This is a genomic window from Oceanobacillus picturae (assembly GCF_000612865.1).
GTDB lineage: Bacteria > Bacillota > Bacilli > Bacillales > Amphibacillaceae > Oceanobacillus_B > Oceanobacillus_B jordanicus.
The window spans coordinates 1,157,458-1,181,223 of sequence record NZ_CCAX010000001.1; the positions used below are offsets into that span (position 1 = coordinate 1,157,458).

At 38.9% G+C, this 23,766-nt stretch carries 24 protein-coding genes and 1 pseudogene; 8 read left to right on the forward strand and 17 right to left on the reverse strand.

Going from position 1 to position 23,766, the window contains the following annotated elements; translation table 11 throughout:
* Positions 1-12: 12 nt before the first annotated feature.
* The 3 genes and pseudogenes from tnpA to BN988_RS05875 form a co-directional block, all read right to left on the reverse strand.
* A pseudogene (gene tnpA / locus BN988_RS05865) lies at positions 13-464 on the reverse strand (IS200/IS605 family transposase).
* Between the two features lie 215 nt (positions 465-679).
* Entirely contained in the window at positions 680-1,930 is a 1,251-nt protein-coding gene (locus BN988_RS05870) for an ABC transporter permease (protein ID WP_036574088.1), read from the reverse strand.
* A complete protein-coding gene (locus tag BN988_RS05875; RefSeq protein WP_036574093.1) occupies positions 1,923-2,822 on the reverse strand; it encodes an ABC transporter ATP-binding protein in 900 nt (299 codons plus the stop codon). The genes BN988_RS05870 and BN988_RS05875 overlap by 8 nt, the downstream gene beginning before the upstream one ends.
* 376 nt (positions 2,823-3,198) lie before the next feature.
* On the opposite strand from BN988_RS05875, the gene BN988_RS05880 reads away from it, so the two are divergent.
* Complete coding sequence (locus BN988_RS05880) at positions 3,199-3,384, forward strand: YhzD family protein (RefSeq protein ID WP_036574095.1); 186 nt, start codon at positions 3,199-3,201, stop codon at positions 3,382-3,384.
* A 293-nt stretch (positions 3,385-3,677) separates the two neighbouring features.
* Here BN988_RS05880 and BN988_RS05885 read toward each other — a convergent pair whose 3' ends face one another.
* Positions 3,678-4,448, reverse strand: coding sequence for an enoyl-CoA hydratase (locus BN988_RS05885; protein ID WP_036574097.1), 771 nt, complete (start codon positions 4,446-4,448; stop codon positions 3,678-3,680).
* 201 nt (positions 4,449-4,649) lie between these two features.
* Positions 4,650-5,009 (reverse strand): YlbF family regulator, encoded by a 360-nt coding sequence (locus BN988_RS05890; RefSeq protein WP_036574100.1) that lies wholly within the window; start codon positions 5,007-5,009, stop codon positions 4,650-4,652.
* Between the two features lie 157 nt (positions 5,010-5,166).
* On the opposite strand from BN988_RS05890, the gene BN988_RS05895 reads away from it, so the two are divergent.
* Both BN988_RS05895 and BN988_RS05900 read left to right on the forward strand, forming a co-directional pair.
* Complete coding sequence (locus BN988_RS05895; protein WP_036574102.1) at positions 5,167-6,066, forward strand: PucR family transcriptional regulator; 900 nt, start codon at positions 5,167-5,169, stop codon at positions 6,064-6,066.
* 92 nt (positions 6,067-6,158) lie between these two features.
* Positions 6,159-7,259: an ABC transporter ATP-binding protein gene (locus tag BN988_RS05900; protein WP_036574104.1), complete on the forward strand. Its 1,101-nt coding sequence runs from the start codon at positions 6,159-6,161 to the stop codon at positions 7,257-7,259.
* Between the two features lie 89 nt (positions 7,260-7,348).
* On the opposite strand, the gene BN988_RS05905 is transcribed toward BN988_RS05900, so the two are convergent.
* Positions 7,349-7,549: an alpha/beta-type small acid-soluble spore protein gene (locus BN988_RS05905; RefSeq protein WP_036574106.1), complete on the reverse strand. Its 201-nt coding sequence runs from the start codon at positions 7,547-7,549 to the stop codon at positions 7,349-7,351.
* A 152-nt stretch (positions 7,550-7,701) separates the two neighbouring features.
* A complete protein-coding gene (gene fumC, locus BN988_RS05910) occupies positions 7,702-9,087 on the reverse strand; it encodes a class II fumarate hydratase (RefSeq protein ID WP_036574108.1) in 1,386 nt (461 codons plus the stop codon).
* A 223-nt stretch (positions 9,088-9,310) separates the two neighbouring features.
* Between fumC and BN988_RS05915 the strand changes: the two genes are divergently transcribed.
* Complete coding sequence (locus BN988_RS05915; protein WP_036574110.1) at positions 9,311-10,219, forward strand: zinc dependent phospholipase C family protein; 909 nt, start codon at positions 9,311-9,313, stop codon at positions 10,217-10,219.
* Between the two features lie 146 nt (positions 10,220-10,365).
* On the opposite strand, the gene BN988_RS05920 is transcribed toward BN988_RS05915, so the two are convergent.
* Positions 10,366-10,599 carry a hypothetical protein gene (locus BN988_RS05920; protein ID WP_036574112.1) on the reverse strand — a complete coding sequence of 78 codons (234 nt, stop codon included), beginning with the start codon at positions 10,597-10,599 and terminating at the stop codon, positions 10,366-10,368.
* Between the two features lie 250 nt (positions 10,600-10,849).
* On the opposite strand from BN988_RS05920, the gene BN988_RS05925 reads away from it, so the two are divergent.
* Complete coding sequence (locus BN988_RS05925) at positions 10,850-11,716, forward strand: cation diffusion facilitator family transporter (protein ID WP_036574114.1); 867 nt, start codon at positions 10,850-10,852, stop codon at positions 11,714-11,716.
* 28 nt (positions 11,717-11,744) lie between these two features.
* On the opposite strand, the gene BN988_RS05930 is transcribed toward BN988_RS05925, so the two are convergent.
* Together BN988_RS05930 and BN988_RS05935 are read right to left on the reverse strand one after the other, a co-directional pair.
* Positions 11,745-12,038 carry an AzlD domain-containing protein gene (locus tag BN988_RS05930; RefSeq protein ID WP_036574115.1) on the reverse strand — a complete coding sequence of 98 codons (294 nt, stop codon included), beginning with the start codon at positions 12,036-12,038 and terminating at the stop codon, positions 11,745-11,747.
* Positions 12,035-12,718 (reverse strand): AzlC family ABC transporter permease, encoded by a 684-nt coding sequence (locus tag BN988_RS05935; protein WP_051557852.1) that lies wholly within the window; start codon positions 12,716-12,718, stop codon positions 12,035-12,037. The genes BN988_RS05930 and BN988_RS05935 overlap by 4 nt, the downstream gene beginning before the upstream one ends.
* Before the next feature lie 487 nt (positions 12,719-13,205).
* On the opposite strand from BN988_RS05935, the gene nhaC reads away from it, so the two are divergent.
* Positions 13,206-14,567 (forward strand): Na+/H+ antiporter NhaC, encoded by a 1,362-nt coding sequence (nhaC, locus tag BN988_RS05940; protein ID WP_036574119.1) that lies wholly within the window; start codon positions 13,206-13,208, stop codon positions 14,565-14,567.
* Positions 14,568-14,631: 64 nt separating this feature from the next.
* On the opposite strand, the gene BN988_RS05945 is transcribed toward nhaC, so the two are convergent.
* Together BN988_RS05945 and map are read right to left on the reverse strand one after the other, a co-directional pair.
* Positions 14,632-15,393 carry a cobalamin-binding protein gene (locus tag BN988_RS05945; RefSeq protein WP_036574122.1) on the reverse strand — a complete coding sequence of 254 codons (762 nt, stop codon included), beginning with the start codon at positions 15,391-15,393 and terminating at the stop codon, positions 14,632-14,634.
* Between the two features lie 20 nt (positions 15,394-15,413).
* A complete protein-coding gene (map, locus tag BN988_RS05950) occupies positions 15,414-16,178 on the reverse strand; it encodes a type I methionyl aminopeptidase (protein ID WP_036574126.1) in 765 nt (254 codons plus the stop codon).
* Positions 16,179-16,470: 292 nt separating this feature from the next.
* Between map and BN988_RS05955 the strand changes: the two genes are divergently transcribed.
* Positions 16,471-17,199 (forward strand): ABC transporter ATP-binding protein, encoded by a 729-nt coding sequence (locus BN988_RS05955; protein ID WP_036574128.1) that lies wholly within the window; start codon positions 16,471-16,473, stop codon positions 17,197-17,199.
* The gene (locus tag BN988_RS05960) at positions 17,192-18,835 is read left to right on the forward strand and encodes a putative ABC transporter permease subunit (protein WP_036574130.1); all 1,644 of its coding nucleotides are present in this window, start codon (positions 17,192-17,194) and stop codon (positions 18,833-18,835) included. Before BN988_RS05955 ends, BN988_RS05960 begins: the two co-directional genes overlap by 8 nt.
* A gap of 182 nt (positions 18,836-19,017) precedes the next feature.
* On the opposite strand, the gene BN988_RS18590 is transcribed toward BN988_RS05960, so the two are convergent.
* The 5 genes from BN988_RS18590 to BN988_RS05980 all read right to left on the reverse strand — a co-directional run bounded on the left by BN988_RS18590 (position 19,018) and on the right by BN988_RS05980 (position 23,761).
* A complete protein-coding gene (locus tag BN988_RS18590) occupies positions 19,018-19,146 on the reverse strand; it encodes a YjcZ family sporulation protein (RefSeq protein WP_081779363.1) in 129 nt (42 codons plus the stop codon).
* Positions 19,147-19,233: 87 nt separating this feature from the next.
* Positions 19,234-19,989: a (S)-benzoin forming benzil reductase gene (locus tag BN988_RS05965; RefSeq protein WP_036574132.1), complete on the reverse strand. Its 756-nt coding sequence runs from the start codon at positions 19,987-19,989 to the stop codon at positions 19,234-19,236.
* A gap of 21 nt (positions 19,990-20,010) precedes the next feature.
* Positions 20,011-21,381 carry a dipeptidase gene (locus tag BN988_RS05970; RefSeq protein ID WP_036574135.1) on the reverse strand — a complete coding sequence of 457 codons (1,371 nt, stop codon included), beginning with the start codon at positions 21,379-21,381 and terminating at the stop codon, positions 20,011-20,013.
* 314 nt (positions 21,382-21,695) lie between these two features.
* Positions 21,696-22,829, reverse strand: coding sequence for a bifunctional cystathionine gamma-lyase/homocysteine desulfhydrase (locus BN988_RS05975; protein ID WP_036574136.1), 1,134 nt, complete (start codon positions 22,827-22,829; stop codon positions 21,696-21,698).
* A gap of 11 nt (positions 22,830-22,840) precedes the next feature.
* Positions 22,841-23,761 (reverse strand): PLP-dependent cysteine synthase family protein, encoded by a 921-nt coding sequence (locus tag BN988_RS05980; RefSeq protein ID WP_036574140.1) that lies wholly within the window; start codon positions 23,759-23,761, stop codon positions 22,841-22,843.
* Positions 23,762-23,766: the final 5 nt, after the last annotated feature.

Sequence of the window (23,766 nt, forward strand, 5' to 3'; positions counted from 1 at the left end):
TTATATTCCTATCTATTTTTTAAATGGATCGACGTATTCACGTTTACTCATGTTGTCTCTTAGTCTATCCTCAGATTCCTGTTCACGAATGTACTTTGCCACCGTTTTTTGATTGAGCCCTACTGTACTGACATAGTAACCTTTTGCCCAAAATGTGCGGTTCCCATGATTGTACTTTGGTTTGCATGTCTGTCGTGAATCATTAAAGAGCTTTTACCTTTTAAGTAACCCATAAAGTAAGATACTGACATCTTTGGTGGTATCTTCACCAGCATATGGATGTGGTCGGGCATGGCATGAGCCTCGATAATTTCTACATCTTTCATCTCACATAAACGTCTTAAGATCGCCCCGATGTCTCTTCTTAACTTGCCATAAATTAATTTCCTTCTATACTTGGGTATAAAGACTAAGTGATACTTACAATTCCATCGGGTGTGTGATAAACTATTGTCACTCGACATGAGTAGTTCTCCTTTCTGTATATAGAGTCGGTTTGACGGCCAACTCTATTATATCGAAAGGAGATTTTTTCTGTTACAACTCTACAAGTTGAATTCTCACACAGGCAGAGCCTGTGGTTTTAAAACCAGTAATAAAACGAGCGAATTCGAATTTCATTTTAAAATTCGAACCCGCTCTCATATAGCTTGAATGTGACTAGTTAGCTCTTATGTTTCTATTCTTTTTTCGATAAGGCCAGTGCCTTTTTGAAGTCTTTTAATGAACTTGATTTTCCATACATCAGAACGCCACCTTTGTATACACGGGCTCCAATGATTGCTAATAAAGCGATGGTGCCTACAAGAATGCCAATAGATAGTGCGACTTCCCAAATTGGAATATCGAGCATGCCTACTCTTAAGAACATGATCATTGGTGAGAAGAATGGGATAAACGATGTAATTTTGATTAATTCTGATTCAGGTGCATTTAGACCAAATATAGCAATGAAGAATGCAATCATAATTAAAAAGATCATTGGCATTATTAGCTGATGCACATCTTCTATTCGGCTAACAAGCGAACCGAGCATTGCCGCTAATGTTGCGTAAAGTAAATAGCCTAAAACAAAAAATACGATAGCATAAATGTATACAGAGATAGAAACATCACCTAACCCAAAGACAGAGAAGAACCCACCGGTCATATTATCCTGGTTAGCTTGGATCATCGCGTAACCAACTCCAAGGAATAGGACGACCTGTGTTAACCCAAGAAGTGCAATACCAATTATTTTGGCAAACATATGCGTTACTGGGGAAGCACTGGACACAAGAATTTCCATGACGCGTGAAGATTTTTCGGTGGCCACATCTGTTGCGATCATATTTCCATAAGTAATGACAGCCATGTAAAGTAAAAATAACATGACATAAACTATCCCTCTTGCTTGACTCAACTCTTCATCCGTTTTAGCCGATGTATCAAGCGCTACGGTATTGAAGGTAACTGGTGCCGAAATTTCTGTGAGTGTCGACTGATCAACACCTTGTTGCTGTGTGGCATAAGCTACTTTTATTTGCTGCATTTGCTGCTGAATAAAGTTCTGATTACTTGAGTCTGAGATATTATTCGCATAGTAATTCGCCTCAGGTAACTCATTTTCATTTAGAGATAAAACAATTAATGCTTGATACTCTTCTTCCTGCACTGCATCTTTCGCAGCTTCCTCTGAGCCATCAAATAAAAATACATCTATTTCTTCATTTGCAGCCTGTATTCCCTGTTGTAATGGTTCATAAAGTTCACCTGACTCATCAATTATTGCAAACTGGTCATTCTCGCCATCCGAAAATGCATCAATAATTGTTTGAAAGTTTGTAGCTGCGACAATAAATAAAAGTGTAACCACGGTACTAATAAGGAAAGACTTTGTCTTGATGCGACTCATATAGGTATGGGACAAAATGATCCAGAATTTATTCATAAGAAGCACCAACCTTCTCAATAAATATATCATTCAGAGATGGCTCTTCTAATTCAAATTTACGGATAAAGCCTTTTCCTTGAAGAGCAGAGAATATTGTTTGTGAAACGTCTTCGTCCTCAATTTGAATTGTACATCCATCCATATATTTTTTGTAGCTAATAACTCCAGGATGATCTTTTAGAAAAGCAAAATCCTCATCTCCACGGATTATGAGGTTTTTCTTACCAAAGGAGCGCTTGATATCCCTTAGAGAACCTTGAACAACAGGTTTTCCTTTATGTAAAATACATAGATGCTCGCATAATTCTTCCACATGTTCCATTCGATGTGAAGAGAACACGATTGAGGTGCCTTTTTCTTTTAAATCCACTACAGCCTCTTTTAACATTTCAACATTGACTGGATCCAGTCCTGAAAAAGGCTCATCTAAGATTAACAATTTTGGCTTATGGATGATAGCAGAAATAAATTGGATTTTCTGTTGGTTTCCTTTGGAAAGCTCCTCTACTTTTTTATTCATGTACTCTGGAACCTTAAACCGCTCTAGCCAGCTTTCCACTTCTTTCACAACACTGCTTTTATTCATACCACGCAATTTTCCCAAATAAATAAGTTGATCCTTTACTGTTAGCTTTGGATAGAGACCCCTTTCTTCAGGAAGATACCCAATAAGATGGCTTTTATCATAATTAATTCTCTCCCCATTCCAGGAGATCTCACCAGCAGTCCGATCAAGCAGGCCGAGGATCATTCGGAAGGTTGTTGTCTTACCTGCTCCATTTCCCCCTAAAAATCCGAACATTTCACTTTCCGGAATTTCTAGAGAAAGGTTATCCACAGCTTTATGACTGCCAAACTGTTTTGTTACATTTTTTAATACAAGTGTCACCTTTCATTCCCCCTCTACTAAGTAGTACGTTTTTTTCACAGTATTGTTTCAATGATTTTTATTTTTGCAAAGAATCATAGTAGAATCTGGCATATACATCGCAACACGATATATCGCTTATCGATATAGTAGCATATGCGAATTCCCGTGGCAACTGTTATTTTCATTTAACCCTCACTTAAAGGAACATTGATAATATATATTTAGCGAAAATTATATTGTCTAACGTGTTAATATCCCTCTCTCAACACAACTTTTCTTACGTAAATTTATCGAGTTCATCACCTATATTATCCTAAGTGCAAAAAAAGGACTTTTAGGGTATATACAGAATATAAGTAAAAGACGCTCAATACATAGGGAGGGACTTAAAAAGATGCGTACTTATGCTTTAACTGTATTTGATCAATCCGGAGAGAAACTGTTAGATGAATCATTTACCGCTTCAACAGACGATGAAGCAAAAACTGTTGGGCAGGCAAAATTAGAAGAAGCTGGCTTCCAGGAACACACCCATCGATGTGTCACACCAGAAGCGAAGCTAATTCTATTTCACCGATAAAGTTTCCTCATTATTTTAATAGAGGCTGGGACAAAATTATATTTTTGCTGTTTAAACACGAATAATACTTTCTAGCGTCGCTTGGCAGAACACTTCGCTTTCCACGGGCACGGCCTCAGCCTCCTCGTGGAAAAGGCACCACTGTGGGGTCTTCGGACTCGCGCTATTCCCGTTGGAGTCTACGCATTCTGCCTACGCTAAAACAAGAAAACCCGAACTAGGCAAACCTTTATACAAGGAGTTGCATGATAGTTCGGGTTTTCAATTGTTTAGAGAAATTTTGTCCCAACCTCTTATTCTCCTTTAAAAACAGGTTTTCTTTTCTCTAAAAAGGCTTGCACACCTTCTTGATGATCTTGTGTTTGTCTTAGTTCCCACTGTGCTTGTTGTTCATCAGCTAGAAAGGAGGCAAGATTTTCTTTTTCACGAGAATGATATAGCTCTTTTGTCTTTAGCATAGAAATAAGCGGCGATTTAAGTAATTTTTCTGCCAGACCATTTGCTGTAACAATCGCTGGCTCATCAGACAACATATCTACTAAACCTATCTCCTTTGCTTGCTGTCCATCAATTTGTTGCATCCCCCAAGTAAATTGTTTCGCTCCTTGAGTTCCAATTCGTTGCTGTAAAAAGAAATGACCGCCTCCATCTGGCAACAATCCTATTCCGAGAAAAAGCATGCCTAATTTTGCATCCCGCTGCGCGATGACATAGTCAGCCGTTAGCGCAATACTAAGTCCTAAGCCAGCAGTAGCTCCATGGATAGCAGAAATTACGATTTTAGGCATCGTATATAATTCCATCACTAATTCTTTAATAGTTCCCATGACCCCATCGAAATACATTTTATCTGAAAAATCATCCATCATACGAATATCTCCACCAGAACAGAAAGCGTTTCCTTTTCCAGACAAAACAATTACCCTCGCTTTACTGCTCTTAGCATGCTTAACTGTTTCCACAAGTTCCTCCAACATCTCTTTATCTAAAGCATTGTATTTCGCTGCACGGTCTAAGTAAATATTTGTAATATCGCCTTTTTCCTCCATTACTACATATTTCATCAATCCATCCCCTTTTATTAAGTCTTTCTATCTCCTTCGCCATTCAGGGAGCAACTTCCTGCTTCCCCCATTAGAAAAACTCGCAAGCCTCGTTCTTTAATAAATATGTATGTTTTTTCTTATTCCTACTACTTTCCTGGATAAAAGCTTTCCTAACGTAAAAAAAGCCCACAAAATTGTGGGCTTGATACCAATATAAAATTATTGTTGCGTATCTTCAGGAGCGCCATATAATTCTTCTAATGGCTTCGTAATAATACGGCTTACATCATTAATTACCGTGTTTAGTCGTTGTTCTTCTTCCATTAATTTAGAGATGTCTTCATGCTGTTGGACAAGTTCAACAACCTGACGCGCTTTCTCAACTTCTTCCTCTGTAATTTCCTGACCTTGCATTTGTTTCTCTTGTAAAGCCATTTGAGTATCACGGAAATTATCGAACATTTGCTTTGCAGTTGCATCATTCATTACTGCATCATATGCAAGTTTTAAGCTCTTAAATTCTTCACTTTCACGTATCGCTTTTTCTAAGTCATACGCACTGTCATAAATGTTAGGCAAATTAAATCCTCCTCCGATTTTCTTACTCTACCTACTATAACAAACGATTAGTTTCATGTATAGCGATAGAAAGATGAGGCAAAAATCCAATAATTTATTTTTTAATCATGTTATCATTGTTATAATTATAACAAGGTCATGAGAAAGAGGTTTTCATATGTTAGAGCAACTACAAAACATTTTTCCATCCATTATTTTTCACCAAAATTTAAACAAAAAGAAAGCTAACGAAGAGAACTACAGGTGGTTTCGGTTCGAACAAGATCAAGTAATTGGCATACTGAAGGAGGAGCTGTCAGGTAGAGACCTCACTCTTCTGTCGGCATTTCTCACCCCATACCAAGCAAGTTTTCCTGCGCTTACAGAGGCCGAAAAAAAATGGAGAAATATAATTGAAACAGATGACGCATCTGGCAATGTCACTGTAAGTCCTTTTCGCTTTGTTTATTTCTCTATTAGAGAAGATCAAATGGATCCTCAATCATTTAAGGAATCGCTCTATGAATTTTTCTCTTCTCCTGTTCCAATACTTTGGGAGAATGAGCAGGAAGGAATTATAATTGAAGAGAAAGCTGAAAATGATGATGAAAGCATTTCATATGAACAGATTATTGATGTCCTCATGAGCGATTTGTATGTCAATATTCACTTTTTTGCTGGACCTTTTTCACAACAATTAACCAATACGGGAGAACATTATAGCTCGATACTTTCAAGTGCACGTACAGCTTTTACATACTCAGACAAGTCTGTGTTATCCTTCTCTGAATCCATCCCATTTTTATTGGTTGATCAAACAAACGAAAGCTTTCGTAAAGAGCTCTCGAATGCAATCCTACAAGAATTTTCAGATGATAAAGACATTCTTCAAACAGTTGAAACCTTTATTCAATGTAATCTAAATGTCTCTGTTGCTGCTAAAACGCTATATATGCACCGCAACAGCCTGCAGTATCGTTTGGATAAATTTATAGAAAAAACCGGCATTGATATTCGTGATTTTCGAGAGGCAATGGCTGTTTATATAGCATTACTAGCAAACATGCACAAAGGATAAGTAGATCTTTGTGCATGTTTGCCATTTTCATTCGGACAGACTTTTTCTATAATAAAGATAATAAAGCGTTTTCAAAAATGGAGGGGAAGAGAATGGCTGAATTAAAACTAGAACACATTCAAAAGTCATACGATAAAAAAGTGGTAGCAGTAGAGGATTTTAATCTACATATAAAAGACAAGGAATTTATAGTCTTTGTTGGACCATCAGGTTGCGGTAAGTCTACAACCCTTCGTATGATCGCTGGGCTTGAAGAAATAACAGATGGTTCTCTATTTATAGATGAAAAGAAAATGAATGATGTGGCTCCAAAAGACAGGGATATTGCAATGGTATTCCAGAACTATGCACTTTACCCACATATGAACGTATATGACAACATGGCTTTCGGCTTGAAACTTCGTAAATTTAAAAAAGATGAAATCGAAAAGCGTGTTAAAAACGCAGCAAAAATTCTAGGCTTAGAAGCATATCTCGATCGTAAACCAAAAGCTCTATCAGGTGGTCAGCGCCAACGTGTTGCACTTGGTCGTGCAATCGTGCGTGATGCTAAAGTCTTTCTTATGGATGAGCCTTTATCAAACCTTGATGCTAAATTACGTGTACAAATGCGTGCTGAAATTCAGAAATTGCATCAGCGTCTGCAAACAACTACAATATATGTAACGCATGACCAAACAGAAGCAATGACGATGGCGACAAGACTTGTTGTAATGAAAGATGGTATTATCCAGCAAGTTGGGGCTCCAAAAGATGTATATGACAATCCGGAAAATGTTTTCGTTGGTGGCTTTATTGGCTCACCTTCTATGAACTTCTTCTCAGGTAAACTAACTGAGACTGAGTTTCAAATGGGTGATGTAAAAATAAAAATACCTGAAGGAAAGTTGAAAGGTTTACGTGATCAAAAATACATTGGCAAGGATATTATCCTTGGTGTGCGTCCTGAAGATATTCATGATGAACCTATTTTCATCTCATCAACTCCTGGAAGCAAAATTAACGCGACTATCGATGTAGCCGAACTTATGGGTGCAGAATCCTACTTATACTCTAAAGTAGCTGATCAGGATTTCGTTGCCCGAGTTGACTCCAGAACAGACATACAAGGCGGTCAAGAGTTGGAATTGGCATTTGATATGAACAGTGCTCATTTCTTTGATGCCGATAGTGAAGCAAGAATTAAATTATAATACGTAGGACAGGGAGCAGCAGGTCTGCTCTCTGTTTTTAGTACAAATTAAAGAGGGAAAAGCAACGCTTTTCCCTCATACCATTCATATTAAAATTGTTGTCCATTCATTTGTTGTTGAGCAGTTTGTACAAGACGCTTGGTGATTTCTCCACCAACTGAACCGTTAGCACGTGAAGTTGTATCTGCACCTAAGTTAACGCCAAATTCTTGAGCAATCTCAGTTTTCATTTGATCTAGTGCTTGTTGTACACCAGGTACAAGCAATTGGTTTGAATTGTTGTTAGCCATTGTTTATCACCTCCTGTAATTATAGTGTGAGCAGATTTGCCTAACTTATTACTTTTTTTAATTGGTAAATTGTAGGGTAGTTTCCACTTACGTTATGAATGCTATTTAAAAAACCCTAATGCCGAGGCATTAGGGTTTTCGTTTCTATTTAGCTATCTTGGTCCAGTCATATCGGCTGGGTTTACATACTTATCAAATTCTTCTTCAGTCAGCAATCCGGAAGCAATTGCCGTTTCCTTTAACGTGGCATTATCTGCAAAAGCTTTTTTAGCAATTTTAGCAGCATTTTCATACCCAATATGCGGATTTAGTGCCGTAACAAGCATTAGGGAATCATTTAGATATTTTGCTATTTCCTCTTCATTTGCTTCCATTCCACTAGCACATCTCTCATCAAAAGAAAGAATACTGTCTGCTAGAAGCTGGCAGGATTGTAGAAAATTATAGGCAATAACTGGCTTAAATACATTTAACTCAAAGTTCCCTTGACTTGCCGCAAAGCCTATTGTAGCATCATTCCCCATTACTTGTGCAGCAACCATTGTTACAGCTTCGCTTTGCGTAGGATTTACTTTACCAGGCATAATGGAGCTTCCTGGTTCGTTTGCAGGAATTGTAATCTCACCAATTCCACAGCGCGGTCCACTTGCAAGCCAGCGTACATCATTAGCGATCTTCATGATATCAGCCGCAAGCGCTTTTAGGGCACCGTGTGCATATACGGTTTCATCATGACTTGTTAGCGCATGAAACTTATTTGGCGCTGAAATAAATTCTTTCCCAGTAAATTGAATAATTTTTTCACAAACACGCTGAGAAAATTCAGGATGGGCATTCAGTCCAGTCCCGACAGCAGTCCCACCTATAGCGAGTTCCTTTAGATAGGTTGTACTTTCTTCAATCATTCGTTCCGATTTCTCAAGCATGCGATGCCATCCACTAATTTCCTGACCAAGTGTTAATGGTGTTGCATCCTGAAGATGTGTGCGGCCAATTTTGACGATATCATGGAATCGTTCCATTTTTTCCTTCAGTGTCGATTTGAGCTGTTTTACAGCTGGTAACACAGAATCCTCCATTTTTAGGACAGATGCAATATGCATGGCTGTAGGATATGTATCATTCGAGCTTTGTGATTTATTTACATCATCATTAGGATGCAAAACAAGGTCACTATTTTTTTCTTTTAACCATTTGTTCCCCACGAAGGCGATAACTTCATTGACGTTCATATTTGATTGCGTTCCACTTCCTGTCTGCCAAACTACAAGTGGAAAATGATCATTAAGATTGCCGTCTACTACTTCTTGTGCTGCATAAGCAATTGCCTCAGATTTTTCCTTTTCCATTAAACCAAGGTCATGGTTGGCCTTAGCTGCACTCATTTTTAATATAGCAAACGCTTTAATAATTTCAGTTGGCATTTTTTCATTTCCAATAGGAAAGTTTTGCTTACTTCGTTGTGTTTGAGCACCCCAGAACTTATCAGCTGGTACATTTATTTCGCCAATAGTATCTTTTTCTATACGGTATTCCATGTTTATTCTTCCTCCCCTATGTATGCATCAATTCATCTTTCCTCCATTGTACCAAATTTTCAGAAGAAAAAAAGCGTTAACAAAAAGGGGAGCCGTGAAAATATAGTAAAACAGTTTCCCTTTTTCGCTCGTTTTCTTTTATACTGATTATAAAGACGTTCGATAAAAAAGGCTGGTTTAATGGAATTATCTAAGCTAAATCGGTAAAAAGGGAGTTTTTTGTATGCCAAACAGTTGGACACATATTCTATTTTGCGAACAAGTTGTAGATGCCATCGAGGAGCCGCAAACTTTTCTAACACATAAGAAATATATGAAGTTGGGTGCACAGGGCCCTGACCCTTTTTTCTATTATAACATCTGGCCTTGGGTTAAAGAGGAGCCTGTCCATGAAGTAGGTATGGCATTACATACGAAGAATTGTGGGGCTTTTCTAATGGATCTTATTAAAGCAGCTAAACGAGGCAGTGAAGAAATGCGTGCCTATGTATTTGGCTTTGTAACACATCATATTCTTGATCGAAATACCCATCCGTATATCCATTACCGAGCAGGTTATGAAGGGAGCAAACATCAAAAGCTGGAGATACGAATTGATACTGCAATGATGGAAAAGTATTTGAATCAGAAGACGTGGAAAATGCCTGTTTATAAAGAGATCGATGTTGGAAATTTTAAAAAGGAAATTAGCGAACTTCTAGACACTTTAATAAAAAAGCATTACCCAGAGGTTTCCGATCAGAAACCAGGATATATTGAAACTTCCTATAAGGATATGCGCTTTGCTCTAAAATTGCTCTCTGACCCTTATGGCTGGAAAAATAAATTATTTCATTCTCTAATATCTTCCTATTCACATCGACCAATACGGGATAATATTGACTATTTAAACCTTCAAAACACAACATGGTATCATCCTGCTACAAAGGAAGCAAGCAACAAAAGTTTTGTTACCTTGTATAACGAAGGTTTTGAAGAAGGAGTAGAAGTTCTCTCAGAGGTGCTACATTTTTGGAAGCAAGAAGAACGCACTTCGACGGAATTATCGAGGAGGATTGCTAATATTTCCTATGACACAGGGTTGCCATTGGATCGACAGCTAGAAAATCAATATAGTGACCCAATTGTCTGAAGTCAAATTTTATTGTTACTAACAACCCTAGGTTTACCAAAAAACATAAATAGCCGAACGAATCCACTTAACTTGGTAGGTCCGTCCGGCTAGTATATTTAATAGTGGTGTCTCCCACGTTCAATCATTGAGAAATAATAAAACCTCTATTCCCAAATAAACTGTTTAAACGCTTCACTGCTCTCCATAAACTTCTCTTTATTATCATCTGCAATTGCTTGGTTAATCGATGTTTCTATTATTTGTTTGTTGTATTGAAAACAAATTTCATCAAGGATCATTCGGGATGTTAGCCTAAATTCAAATGGTATCTCTTTTCTCGCTGAAGATACGTTTCCTTCGTATCGTTTATATTTATAGATTAGCTTTTCCTTTTTCATGGAATAGCCCCCTTGTTCCTTTTTTCTATTATCCTAAATTTTTAGAATAATTTCAACTATTATTTGCAAAAAACATAAATTTTCTAGTTTGGGTAACAGTAGTTAGAGGACCTTTCTGTTTTTGCTTTGGCAAACTTACTTCCCTGCTTGCAATACATATACCCTCGTGCTTCAATGTTTCTCTAGACCCACCATAACGCGGCTTGTTAAACTATGTACTAGCTAAAGAACCATTAACGGAGGATATTTCATGAACCATTCAGATAACTTAAAGCTTGGAGAAAAAGGGGCATGGCTTAGTATTTTTGCCTATATTTTTCTAGCAGCCCTTAAGCTCATAATTGGCTTTGCAGGGGGCTCAGATGCACTTCGTGCGGACGGGCTTAACAATTCAACAGATGTAGTTGCATCAGTTGCTGTATTAATCGGATTAAAAATATCTCGGAAACCCCCTGATGAGAATCATCACTATGGCCATTTCCGTGCAGAAACGATTGCATCACTTTTTGCCGCGTTCGTCATGATGTTCGTAGGGATACAGGTCATTTTCAGTACCATTAGGAATGTATTAGAAGGCGATTCCCTAAAGCCAGATATGATGACAGCTTGGACAGCCTTAGGCGCAGCATTCATTATGTTGCTTGTCTATCTTTATAATGTAAAACTGGCAAAAAAAATAAATAGTAGTTCGCTTTATGCTGCTGCTCAGGATAACCGTTCAGATGCCTTAGTCAGTATCGGTGCTTTTGTAGGAATAACTGGAGCCCAGTTTGGTTTATTTTGGCTTGACCCGCTTGCAGGTTTACTAGTTGGATTAATTATTTGTAAAACGGCCTGGGATATCTTTAAAGATGCAACACATTCCCTAACAGATGGATTTGATACGGAACAAATTAAAAAAATCCGGTCCAGTGTAGAAATGGAGCCGGATGTTAAATCAGTTAAACATGTTAAAGGTAGAGTACTTGGAAATCAGCCATTCATCGATATAACGATTCTCGTTGATTCCCATTTAAACGTCAAAGAAAGCCATGACATTACAGTTAGAATTGAACAGCATCTTTATAATGAGCATAATATTAGGCATGCTCATATTCACATTGAGCCATTTCAATAAGTCTAATATGTTATTACGCAGGATCTAATTAAAAGGTAAGCAAAAAGACCGTTGCAATTGCGCCAAAAACAACTAAAATGACATTTAATCCAATATAGGCTAGCGTAATAGCCACCAGTCCCCCGATCAGTCCAATATGTGGCTGATCGGGTTTTATTGTCATTATACCTGGAAATATTAATGCCCCGAGAGCTGCATATGGAATAGCGTTGAGCCAGCGATTTACCCAGTCTCGAAACTGGAGCTTATCTACGATAAATGCAGGTATCATCCGGGGAATCATGGTTACGATCGCCATACCAAGTAAAATAAAAAGTATCATCGTTCTTCCTCCTTTATTAGAAAGATCCCACTCATTCCGCCAATAATTGTACCTAGCACGATTGCCCAGCCTGAGCTCATACCAAGTTCAACACAAAAGCCATTTATTAACATGGCTATAATTGCAATGAACCCCAACTTCCATTCCTTTTTAACCGAGGGAACCAGCAGGCCAATAAACATTGCATATAGGGCGATCCCCATGCTCTGGCTCAACTGTTCTGGGATAACTTCTCCAAGTACCCCACCAAGAAAGGAACCGGCAATCCATGAAAAGTAAGCTGTTAAAATAAGTGCTAAATAAAACCAAGGTCCCTTTTCCTCTTTAGCTTCGTCAGGATGGAGTGCAGATACAGCAAATGTTTCATCTGTCAGCCCTAAAGATAAAGGGAGTTTCCATCGCAGACCGATACCCCGCATTCGATTCATAAACGATAAACTCATGACAAAATGGCGAAAGTTTAAGACAAATGTAGCAATCATAATCTCTAACGCACCCGCTCCAACTGCAATCATATTCACTCCCATAAATTGACTTGCTCCAGCGAAAACCATCACACTCATTAGTGTTAATTCTGTTAAGCTCATTCCTGCTTGTTTAGCAAGTACGCCATATGTAATAGCAATTGGTAAATATCCAAGCATGATTGGGAAACCTGCAGCTATCCCCTTATGTATCATTTGTTTTTTCGTACTCGCTGTTACACTGTTTGCTGCATCTGTTGCCACATCTCTTGCCTCCTTTATGAATAATAATTCTAATTATTATATCGGATAATTTTCTTTTGAGAAAGGATTTAATTTTTTTATTGACAAAAGATATTTCCAGCATGTATAGTCATTGTAATCTACAAATGAAAAAAGAATAATTTATCTGGAATGCGAAGTAAATCTTTTTTTAGGCAGCAAAAAGAGACGGGGCGCTTGGTGTAAGTCCTGGCAGAAAAAGATTGAATTACACATTCATATAGAGCGGATAGTCAGGTTGAGAGGCTAACACACATGTGTTGGCAATCAGGGTGGTAACGCGGAGTAAAGCTTCGTCCCTATACAGGGGCGAGGCTTTTTTTCGTTTTGAATATTTTATCTAGAAATGAACAACATACTTTTTTTATCAGAATGTCGGTAACATTATCATAACCATTACAAAAACAAAGGAGGATATACCATGTTTCCAATAAAACCAAAACATCAACCAGCATTAATAGAATCTATACTTTTTTTCCTTGTTCTTATTTCACTTATTAGCTTCTTTATTATTAAATTGGAAAGCCCACCACATATTCCTATTCTGCTTGGGATATTCTTACTTATCTCATACGGTCTAATGAAGAGAATTAGCTTTACAGATATTCAGGAGGGAATGGTAGAAGGAGCCCGTACTGGTATGGGTGCAGTCTTTTTATTCTTGCTTATTGGTGTACTAATAAGCAGTTGGATTATAAGCGGTACAATACCTGTACTTATTAATACCGGATTTCAATTTATAGGTGGAACTTGGTTCTACGCCATAGTTTTTGCTGTCACTGCCTTAGTCGGGGTTTCCTTAGGTAGCTCTTTAACAACAACTGCTACAATTGGGGTTGCTTTTATCGGGATGGCTAGCGCAATGGATACCTCCTTAGCCATTACAGCAGGAGCTATTGTTTCCGGGGCATTCTTCGGTGATAAAATGTCACCTCTATCTGATACAACGAATCTTGCCTCTACAATTGTAGGCGTAGATTTATTTGAACACATTAAACATATTAGTTTAACGACAATCCCGGCGTTTATTATTGCTTTTATTTTATTTGCCATTCTTTCACCAAATGAAACGATCTCCTTACAAAGTGCTACAGATTATCAAAATGCGCTACAAGGAACTGGCTTAATTCATTGGCTATCATGGTTACCACTTGTTGTCATTGTACTTTGTACTATTTTCAAAATACCTGCGTTTCTCTCCTTAGGGATTAGTAGCATAACCGCTACTCTTATCGCAGGATTTGTCCATCATATTCCATGGGGATCTATCTGGGGGATTTGGTTCGGTGGCTATACTGCTTCCACTAATTTTGAACCGGTAAATGAGCTATTGACGAAGGGTGGCATTAACAGCATGTTATTCACCATTTCTCTCGTTATTTTGGCTCTTGGCTTTGGTGGTTTGTTGTTTGTGACAGGTATTATACCAAGTATACTATTAGCGCTGCAGGAAAGGCTCCAACGAGTAAGGTCGATTATTATTTCGACCGCTGCCACCGCAATTGGTATTAATGTATTTGTTGGGGAGCAATATTTATCCGTTATGTTGACTGGGGAAACGTATAAAAGCCTTTATGAAAAGGTAGGACTGCCAAGTAAAGCATTGTCTCGAACTCTAGAGGATGCAGGAACTGTAATCAACCCACTAGTACCCTGGAGTGTTTGTGGGGTCTTTATCGCAGATGTACTTGGCGTTCCAGTATTAAGTTACTTACCATTCGCCTTTTTCTGCTTAGCAAGCCCCATCATTACCATGATTTTCGGAGGTAAAAGAGTGAAATAAAAACAAGGGCAAAAATGGGAATATAACCTCGTTTTTGCCCTTGTTTGATTTTTGAAGTTCCACTTTATAGAACTTCAACTAGTTTTCTCAAGCCTTCCAGTAATCGGGGGGAGGGTCTACAATAGAGCGATTCTTCCAAAACGTGGATGTTTCTATTTTGTACTGCGCTCATCATGTCCCACCCAGGTCTTTGCATAATTAGTTCTGGTCTCATTTTTTCTTCTTTAATTCCTACCCATACCATACAAATATGATCTGGATTTCTTGCCTTTACGTCCTCCCACTCCGTCTGGAAGCTTGCCACTTGTTCGGTAGCATAAATGTTCTGGGCACCTGCTAATTCACTAATCTCTGTTAGCCAATTAACAGCACCAGGTGTAAACACAGGCTTTGGCCACCATTCCCAATAAAGTTTGGGGCGGTCAGCATCTGCTTCTCCTTTATGCCGTAGCTGGTCTATCTCATCGAGAAAAGCTGCTTTCTTCTCCATTCCAAGCTGAGACTCGCCAATTGCATGACCTACAGTTTCAATATCTTCTGCAATATCATGTAATGAATTTGGATTAAGGATAAGATATGGTAACTGGTATTCCTCCAGTCCCCCCACATTCTTTTCCATTCCAGGAACACTTAAAGAAGCAAGCACAAGATCTGGCTCAAGTGCAGCAACTTTATCCATATCAATGGATAAATCAGGCCCGACCTTAGGCAGTTCGCTTACTGCGTGTGGCCAGTCAGAAAAATCATCAACTCCAACAAGTAAATCGGTTCTACCTAGATAATCAAGAATTTCTGTATTACTCGGACAAATGGACACAATACGCATTGTTATCCCACCAATCGTTATTATACGTTTCTTTCTTCCCCTTGATCTGTCAGTAGCACAGGTCCATCTTTCGTAATAACGATCGTGTGTTCATATTGAGCTGAACGGCCCTGATCAACTGTTCGTGCTGTCCAGTTATTAGAATCCATTTGGCTGTGCCAGCTTCCTTCATTAATCATAGGTTCGATGGTGATAACCATACCCTCTTTCAAACGTAATCCTTTATTCGGAAGGCCGAAGTGTGGGATATGTGGTTCTTCATGTAAGGTCGGTCCAATTCCATGTCCAGTGAAATCTCGAACAACGGAGAAACCTTCTGCTTCAGCATATGTTTGAATTGCATGGCCGATATCCCCAATGCGACTTCCCAACTGCGCCTGTTCGATTCCTTTATATAATGAAGTTTTTGTTACATCCATAAGATGCTTACCTTTTTCATCTACTTTTCCAACGGCGTACGTCCATGCTGAATCAGCCAAACCACCATCAAGGTTTACTACCATATCAATGGTGACAATATCACCGTCTTTAAGTTTTTCATCACGCGGAAAACCGTGACAAATCTCATCATTAATAGATGCACAAGTAGCATAGGCGTAGCCGTTGTACCCTTTTTGTTCAGGGACTGCGCCATGATCACGCATAAACTTCTCAGCAAACGTATCAATTTCCATTGTACTGATTCCAGGCTTTATCATTTTCGCTATCTCTTTATGGCATTGCACTAAGATATCTCCTGCTGCTCGCATTTTCTCAATTTCACGCGCACTTTTTCTTGTAATCAACTCGCATCTTCCTCTCTTCTTTCCACAAACTTCCTTATTAAATATGTTAAACTATCTATAAAGTGAAACTTCCATCAGTGGAGGTTTTTCGTTCTTTTCCCACTGATTGTTAGTTGTACCAATCGGGATGTTAGCGTCCGTTTACTCCCACTAAAAACTAACGGTTTCACTCTTGTTTTGAAGTGGGAGTCTTACGGACGGCACCGCGATAAATGTTATTTTATTAGCTGCCATCATAAAGTGTACCATACAATATAATATTCATAAAAGCAAATAGAAATGAGGGGAAAATATGATCGAAATAAAGGAAGTAAGCAAGCATTTTTCTGGTCAGAGAAAAGTCATTAACCAATTAAACCTTTCCATACCAGACGGGAAAATAGTTGGCTTTCTCGGTCCGAATGGGGCAGGTAAATCCACAACCATCAAAATGATGACAGGAGTACTCCCTATCGATGAAGGAACCATTTCACTAGACGGGTTTGATATCGAGAAAAAAACACTGGAGGCGAAGCGTATTTTTGGCTATGTTCCTGACAGGCCAGATCTGTTCCTCAGGTTAAAGGGATTAGAGTATTTAAATTTTATTGCTGATATTTATCAAGTCCCTAAAGAAGTAAGACAGGAACGCATAGAACGAATAACAAAGCAATTCTCTATTTATAATTCTTTGGATGATTACATTCAGTCCTATTCACACGGCATGCGGCAAAAAATCATCGTGACTGGCGTTCTGCTTCACGATCCTTCAATTTGGATATTGGATGAGCCATTAACCGGACTTGATCCTAAATCTGCCTACATATTAAAAGAAATGATGCGGGAACATGCAAACAAGGGGAAAACAGTCTTTTTCTCAAGTCATGGGTTGGAAGTCGTCGAACAACTATGTGATGAGGTCGCGATTATTAACAATGGGGAACTATTATTTTATGGCACTTTACAAGACATGAAAGAAACGTATGAATCTGATGATCAAAGCTTAGAACAGGTTTTTCTGGAGCTGACTAGCAATGAGTAAAACATGGAAGCTAATTAGAATTATGTTGAAAATGCAGTATTCCAGAGTAGGCAAAAAGAATTCCCAAACGATATTATGGATCGTTGCCTTATTGTTTCTACTCCCGATGGCCTTTGTTTATATTTCTATTGTTAGAAGTGCACTTACGGCTTTATATAATGTACTTGAACCATTAGGACAAGAGTCTCTTATCGTCGGCATCTTGCTTCTTGCAGTACACATAGTACTTTTACTTGTAAGTTTTATTACGATACTGAATGCTTTCTATTTTGCAGAAGATATTGATTCCTTTATACCTTTTCCGGTGCAACCTTATCAGCTATTGCTGGCAAAGTCAGCTGGACCAATGATTTATTTATATGGAACTGCCGCACTATTCTTTCTGCCTGTATTCTTTATTTATGGTGCCGTAAGTGCTGCACATATCCTCTATTATATTGCGGGAATTATCACCTTTGTTTTGTTGCCAATCATCCCGTTTACTTTGGCCGGTATAATTCTCATGTTTATCATGCGTTTTGTTAATATCGCAAAAAACAAAGACCGTTCCAAAGTAATTGCTGGGATATCTTCATTGGTATTTATCGTTCTAATCAATGTTTTGATTCGTTTAAATACGGATGTAGATGCCATCATGCAAAACGCTGCAATGTTTATCCAGGAACAAGACGGGCTATTACGCTGGATTACTGCCTTCTACCCACCAGCCTATTTTGGAACTATGGCAATGACTGCTTCCAGCTTATGGAGTGGCTTTTTATCCTTAATTGCAGGAGTAGTTCTTCATGCTTGTGCGTTGCTTATGTTTATGTGGGTCGGACAGCTGCTTTATATTAAGGGAGTACTTGGAATGGGCACTGCTAATAAATCAACTTTTTCGGGTGCAAAACTTTCTAGAAAAACATCCGTAACTCCTATCTGGCTCTCTTATATCAAAAAAGAGATGCGAATTATATTTCGAACACCTACTTTTCTAACACAATGTGTGATAACGAGCTTATTTGCTCCAATATTTCTTATTATTATATTATTTATGGATTCATCTAGTGGAAATATAGGTGGCTTCTTGGATGGGTTATCAGGGAAGCACGGCCTCCTCATTCTATTTTTAGGGTCTTTACTTATTGTCGGCTCAAACGCTACATCTATTTCCGGCATATCAAGGGAAGGGAAGTCATGGCATGCAAACTTATTCCTGCCACTTAACCCGAAACAGATCTTGCTATGTAAAATCGCCACAGCCTGGTTTATTAATTTAATCGTTATCGGATTAGCCGTTATACTGTTCATTTTTATTATAAAAATAGAGTGGACGCTTTTTCTTATTTGGCTGCCACTCGTATTATTGGCTAGCTGGTTTAGTAGTGCACTCGGAACGTTTCTTGACTTCTTACAGCCTAAACTTAATTGGACAGATGAGCAGGAAGTGTTTAAGTCACGGTTAATTGGATTAATTGGTATTGTGGTGCAGTTAGGCATATTTGGTATTTTGGTACTGTTAATATGGAATTTAGATTTTGTAAACGGCATATATATGACAGCAGCTATCTTATTTGTACTAGTTGTTATCGCGATCGTCGTGATTCATAGCCTCATCCATTATAAAATTAAGCAGGGACAGCATCAAACCATATAAAGTGAAACTTCAATCAGTGGGGGTTTTCATTCTTGCCCCACTGATTGTTAGTTGAACGAATCGGGGTGTTAACGTCCGTTTACTCCCACTGTTTCTAATGTTTTGAAGTGGGAGTCTTACGGACGGTTGCACCGGGATAAAAAAAATGCAGAGGAGTATATCTCCTCTGCATTTTTTACTTATTAATAGAAACCGCCGCCGTAGCCGCCGCCATAGCCACCACCAGTATAAGCAGTTCCAATAATGATCAATAAAATAAACAATACAACTAACAGCGCAAAACCGCTGCCGTAGCCTTCACCTTTACTCATTGCTTTCCCTCCTCTTTTGCCGATTAATATACTTTATGCTGCTAGACGCTTTTTGGGAGGGAATTTGCAAAGAATGGGCGCATTTTATTATAAGAAATCTTTTACCTTATAAATCTTTCCATTTTCTAGATTGGCTTCATTTGTAAGTATATCAACTAAAACTCCGCCTACTGTGTCTGTATCCTTTAATGCTTTATCTTCTTTGTAGGACTTAAATGTTTCAACATCGGTAAATTCTTCTGGTGAAGCAGCGCGAATTTTCTCTTGCATTCCTGTATCCATAATCCCAGGACTAAATGCAAACACCTTATTTCCTGTTCTCCTCTCATCTTGCTCAATTGCAACTGTTTGGGTGTACATATTTATACTCGCCTTTGTACTGCAGTAAGCACTCCAGCCGGAAATTGGACGTTCTGCTGCTCCAGAGGTAACCGTAGCGCCGATAAAGGAGAATTCTTTAGATGATGCTTCCTTCAAGAATAAATTCGTCATCACCATTGGCGCAATTGTGTTAACTTGTACATGATATGCCAATTCACTGCTTTTCGTATTCATAGCCTGATCAACAGGGTCAATTACAGCAGCATTGTTAACAAGATAAAGGGCGCTAATTCCATTACTCCACTGATTTTTTATTTTACTGCAAGTCTCTTCTACTGCCTCTACATCACCTAAGTCACATTGGAATTGTTGAAAGGTGACATTATTTTCCTCAGCAAGTTGGTTAAGTCCGCTCGCTTCTGATCTAGAAATCCCAATGACATGGATTTCCTTTTCAAGTAATAGCTTTGCGACAGAATACCCTAATCCTTTCGATACACCTGTTACAATGGCATACTTCATTAGATAACCCCCAATGTTTCATTATTTATCGTTTACTTCATTCCAATAGTACGCTAATGTTTCCATTCCTTTATGAAAACTATCTAATGGGAAGCTTTCATTTGGAGAATGTAATCTATCATCAGGTGTCCCAAAACCTAGCAAAACAATTGGCATTTGATATATTGCTTCCATCCATTCTACAACAGGTATAGAGCCACCCATTCTAACATAAACGGTCTCTTTGCCAAATGCTTTCGTGTAGCTGGCTGCCGCTTTTTTAATTAAAGCATGATCTGGATCCACTTTATATGCTTTTGCAGACAGCTTTTCCTTTTTCACTTCAACTTTTACACCTGCTGGAGCAACGTTTTTGACGTGTTCCTCAAGTAATTGCTGTACTCGCTCTGGATCTTGCCCAGGTACAAGCCTGCATGTAATTTTTGCTGTGGCAGAGGATGGGATAATCGTTTTGGTACCTTCTCCTTGATAGCCCCCATACATGCCATTTACTTCAAAAGTAGGCCGTGCCATGGTATGTTCCTTGGCTGAATAACCCTTTTCCGAAACGGTTTCTGGAACACCCGTTGCTTGTACATAATCTTCTCCCTTAACTTGGTCAATCAATTCCCTTTCTTCATCAGACAGAGGCTCAACACCATCGTAGAAACCTTCAACCGTAACAACTTCCTCTTCATTTTTCATGGAAGAAAGAATGTGACTTAGCGCCATCAATGGATTGCGGATAGCACCCCCGTACATGCCTGAATGTAGGTCATGATCCGGTCCATTCACTGTAATTTCGATACCAGTAAACCCTTTTAATCCATAAAGTATAGTTGGCTGGTTTTTTTCTACCATCCCAGAGTCTGAAATTACGGCAAAGTCAGCTTGGAACTGTTCCTTCTTCTCATGAAGGATTTTATATAAATTCTCACTACCGATCTCTTCTTCTCCCTCAATACACACTTTTACGTTTAATGGCAATTTACCTTCTGTTTTCATGTAAGCTTCAAAGACAGCCAAATGCATAAATACTTGCCCTTTGTCATCACTAGACCCTCTGGCAAAAATTCGCTCACTCCTAATCTCTGGTTTAAAAGGATCACTGTCCCATAATTCAAGTGGATCAGCAGGCTGTACGTCGTAGTGACCATAAAACAGTACGGTAGGTGCTCCAGAGCCTGCGCCGTTATATTCTGCATAAACAAGTGGGTGTCCACCCGTTTCCTGCTTTTCTATATTTTCAAATCCAATTTCCTGTAAGTATGTAGTAATGAAATCTGCTGCTTTGTGAATGTCCTGTTTATGTGCGCTATCTGTACTCACACTCGGGATAGCTAAAAATTCAAATAATTTATCTTGCAAACGTTGCTGATTATCCTGTAAATACTTCAAAACCTCTTGGCTCATCGTATTACTCCTCCTAAAATTTCATGTTGGTACTTATTTTAGCATATTTACTTAAATAACTTCCATTACACTGATTAAGGAGGGCTGGATCCCACCAGTTCTCTTAAAAATGAGTAAAAAGATGCAGAGACATACTCATTTTATCAGTAAAAACTTGACGTGATATAGGATCTCTAATTATCCCGCCGGAGTTGTGTATATTCTCCCCTGTATCCTACTTCTTCAAGCAAAAGAAAGATCCAAACTAGATTGAATGAAAAAATCATAGTTCGGATCTTCTTTTCACTAAAACAATTTCGTGCCATCCTCTATATTTATCCTAAAGCTTGCTTTAAGTCCTCTAGCAAGTCCTCTGCATCTTCAATCCCGACGGATAAGCGGATTAAGCCATCTGTGATTCCCAACTCATTTCGTCTATCACGCGGGATAGATGCATGCGTCATCTTGGCTGGAATCGAAATTAGGCTTTCCACAGCTCCAAGGCTTTCCGCCAAGGTGAAATATTGAACCCGGCTTAATAGTTTATCTGCTGCTGCCTCACTTCCTACATCAAACGAGACCATACCACCGTACCCTGTAGATTGATCTGCAGCTACGTTATGTCCTTCATGGTTTTCAAGGCCAGGATAGAAGACCTTTTCGACCTTAGGATGTTGCTCTAAAAACGCAACTAGTTTTTTTGTATTTGCTTCAATTGCTTCCATTCTTAAAGCAAGGGTTTTTATTCCTCGCATTAATAGCCAAGCGTCCTGTGGCCCTAAAACAGCCCCTACGGAGTTTTGGATAAAGTGAATTTTCTCAGCAAGTTCCCTAGAGTTAACAGCCACAAGCCCTGCTACTACATCACTGTGCCCCCCAATATACTTTGTTGCACTGTGAAGCACGATATCTGCCCCCAGATCTAATGGCTGCTGCCAATACGGTGTTGCAAACGTATTATCGACGATGAGCAGCAAATTATGCTTTTTCGCAATTGCGGCCATTTGTTTAAGATCCGTAATTTTTAAGAGAGGATTAGTCGGCGTTTCAACATATAATGCCTTTGTTTTCTCTGTTATGGCTTCTTCCACTGCTTTAGCATTACTTGTATCTACAAATGTATGTTGGAGCTGATATCTGTTAAGCACATTTGTCATGAGACGATAAGACCCACCATACACATCGTCTGTTGAAAGAACATGATCTCCAGCATCAAATAGCATCATAACAGATGTGATTGCGGCCATCCCTGAGCCAAAAGCAAATCCAGCTGTCCCGTTCTCTAAATCTGCAATCACAGTCTCTAGCGCATGTCGAGTAGGATTTCCTGTCCGAGAATATTCAAATCCACTGTGATTACCTGCGCTTTCCTGTTTATAGGTACTTACCTGATAAATTGGCACGGATACAGCGCCCGTTTTCTCATCACCTGTTATCCCACCATGTATCATTTTTGTTTTTGGTCGCATCTCTATTCTCCTCACACGTTGTCATAGATATTTTTACTTATATAACGATCACTACCATCTGGAAAGATCGTCACAATAGTTGTACCAGGCCGCGCTTTCTTTGCTTCCTGTAATGCACCAAACATGGCGGAGCCAGAAGAACTGCCAACAAGCAGTCCTTCCTTACGAGCCAGCTGTCCCACCATGTCAAAGGCATCTTTATCAGTTACCGTATATACTTTATCAATGAAGGAACGATCAAAGTAACTAGGGAAAAATTCCATCCCAATTCCCTCAGTTCGATGTGATCCTGCCTTGCCCCCCGCAATAATAGATCCCTCTGGTTCCACTATTGCCGTATGGACAGCTGGATTTTTTTCTTTAAAAAAGCGACTGCTCCCCATAAAGGTCCCTGCTGAACCAGCACCTGCGACAAAAATATCGACTTTCCCTTCAAGTTCACGCCAAATCTCTGGTGCTAATGTATGATAATAGGTTGCAGGATTAGCTGGATTCGAAAATTGTTGGGGACAGAAACTGCCGGGAATCTCCTTACAGAGCTCCTCCGCTTTCTTAATTGCACCTACCATACCTTCCTCCTGTGGAGTTTGTACAATACGGGCCCCTAATGCTTTCATAATGGTTTGCTTTTCTTTACTAAAATGTTCTGGAACACAGAAAATTGCGTGCAGATTATAGGTAATAGCAGCCATTGCTAAGCCAATGCCAGTGTTCCCAGCAGTAGGTTCAATAATAGTACCACCAGGCTGTAAAACGCCTTTTTCAAGTGCATCCTGTATCAAAGAAACTCCGAGGCGATCTTTTACACTACCCCCAGGATTCATAAATTCCAATTTAGCATAGAGCTTTACATCTTTCGGCAAATCAAATTGTTTCAGTTCTAATAAAGGTGTGTTTCCAATTAATCCTTGTACAGAAGCATACACCGCCATGTATC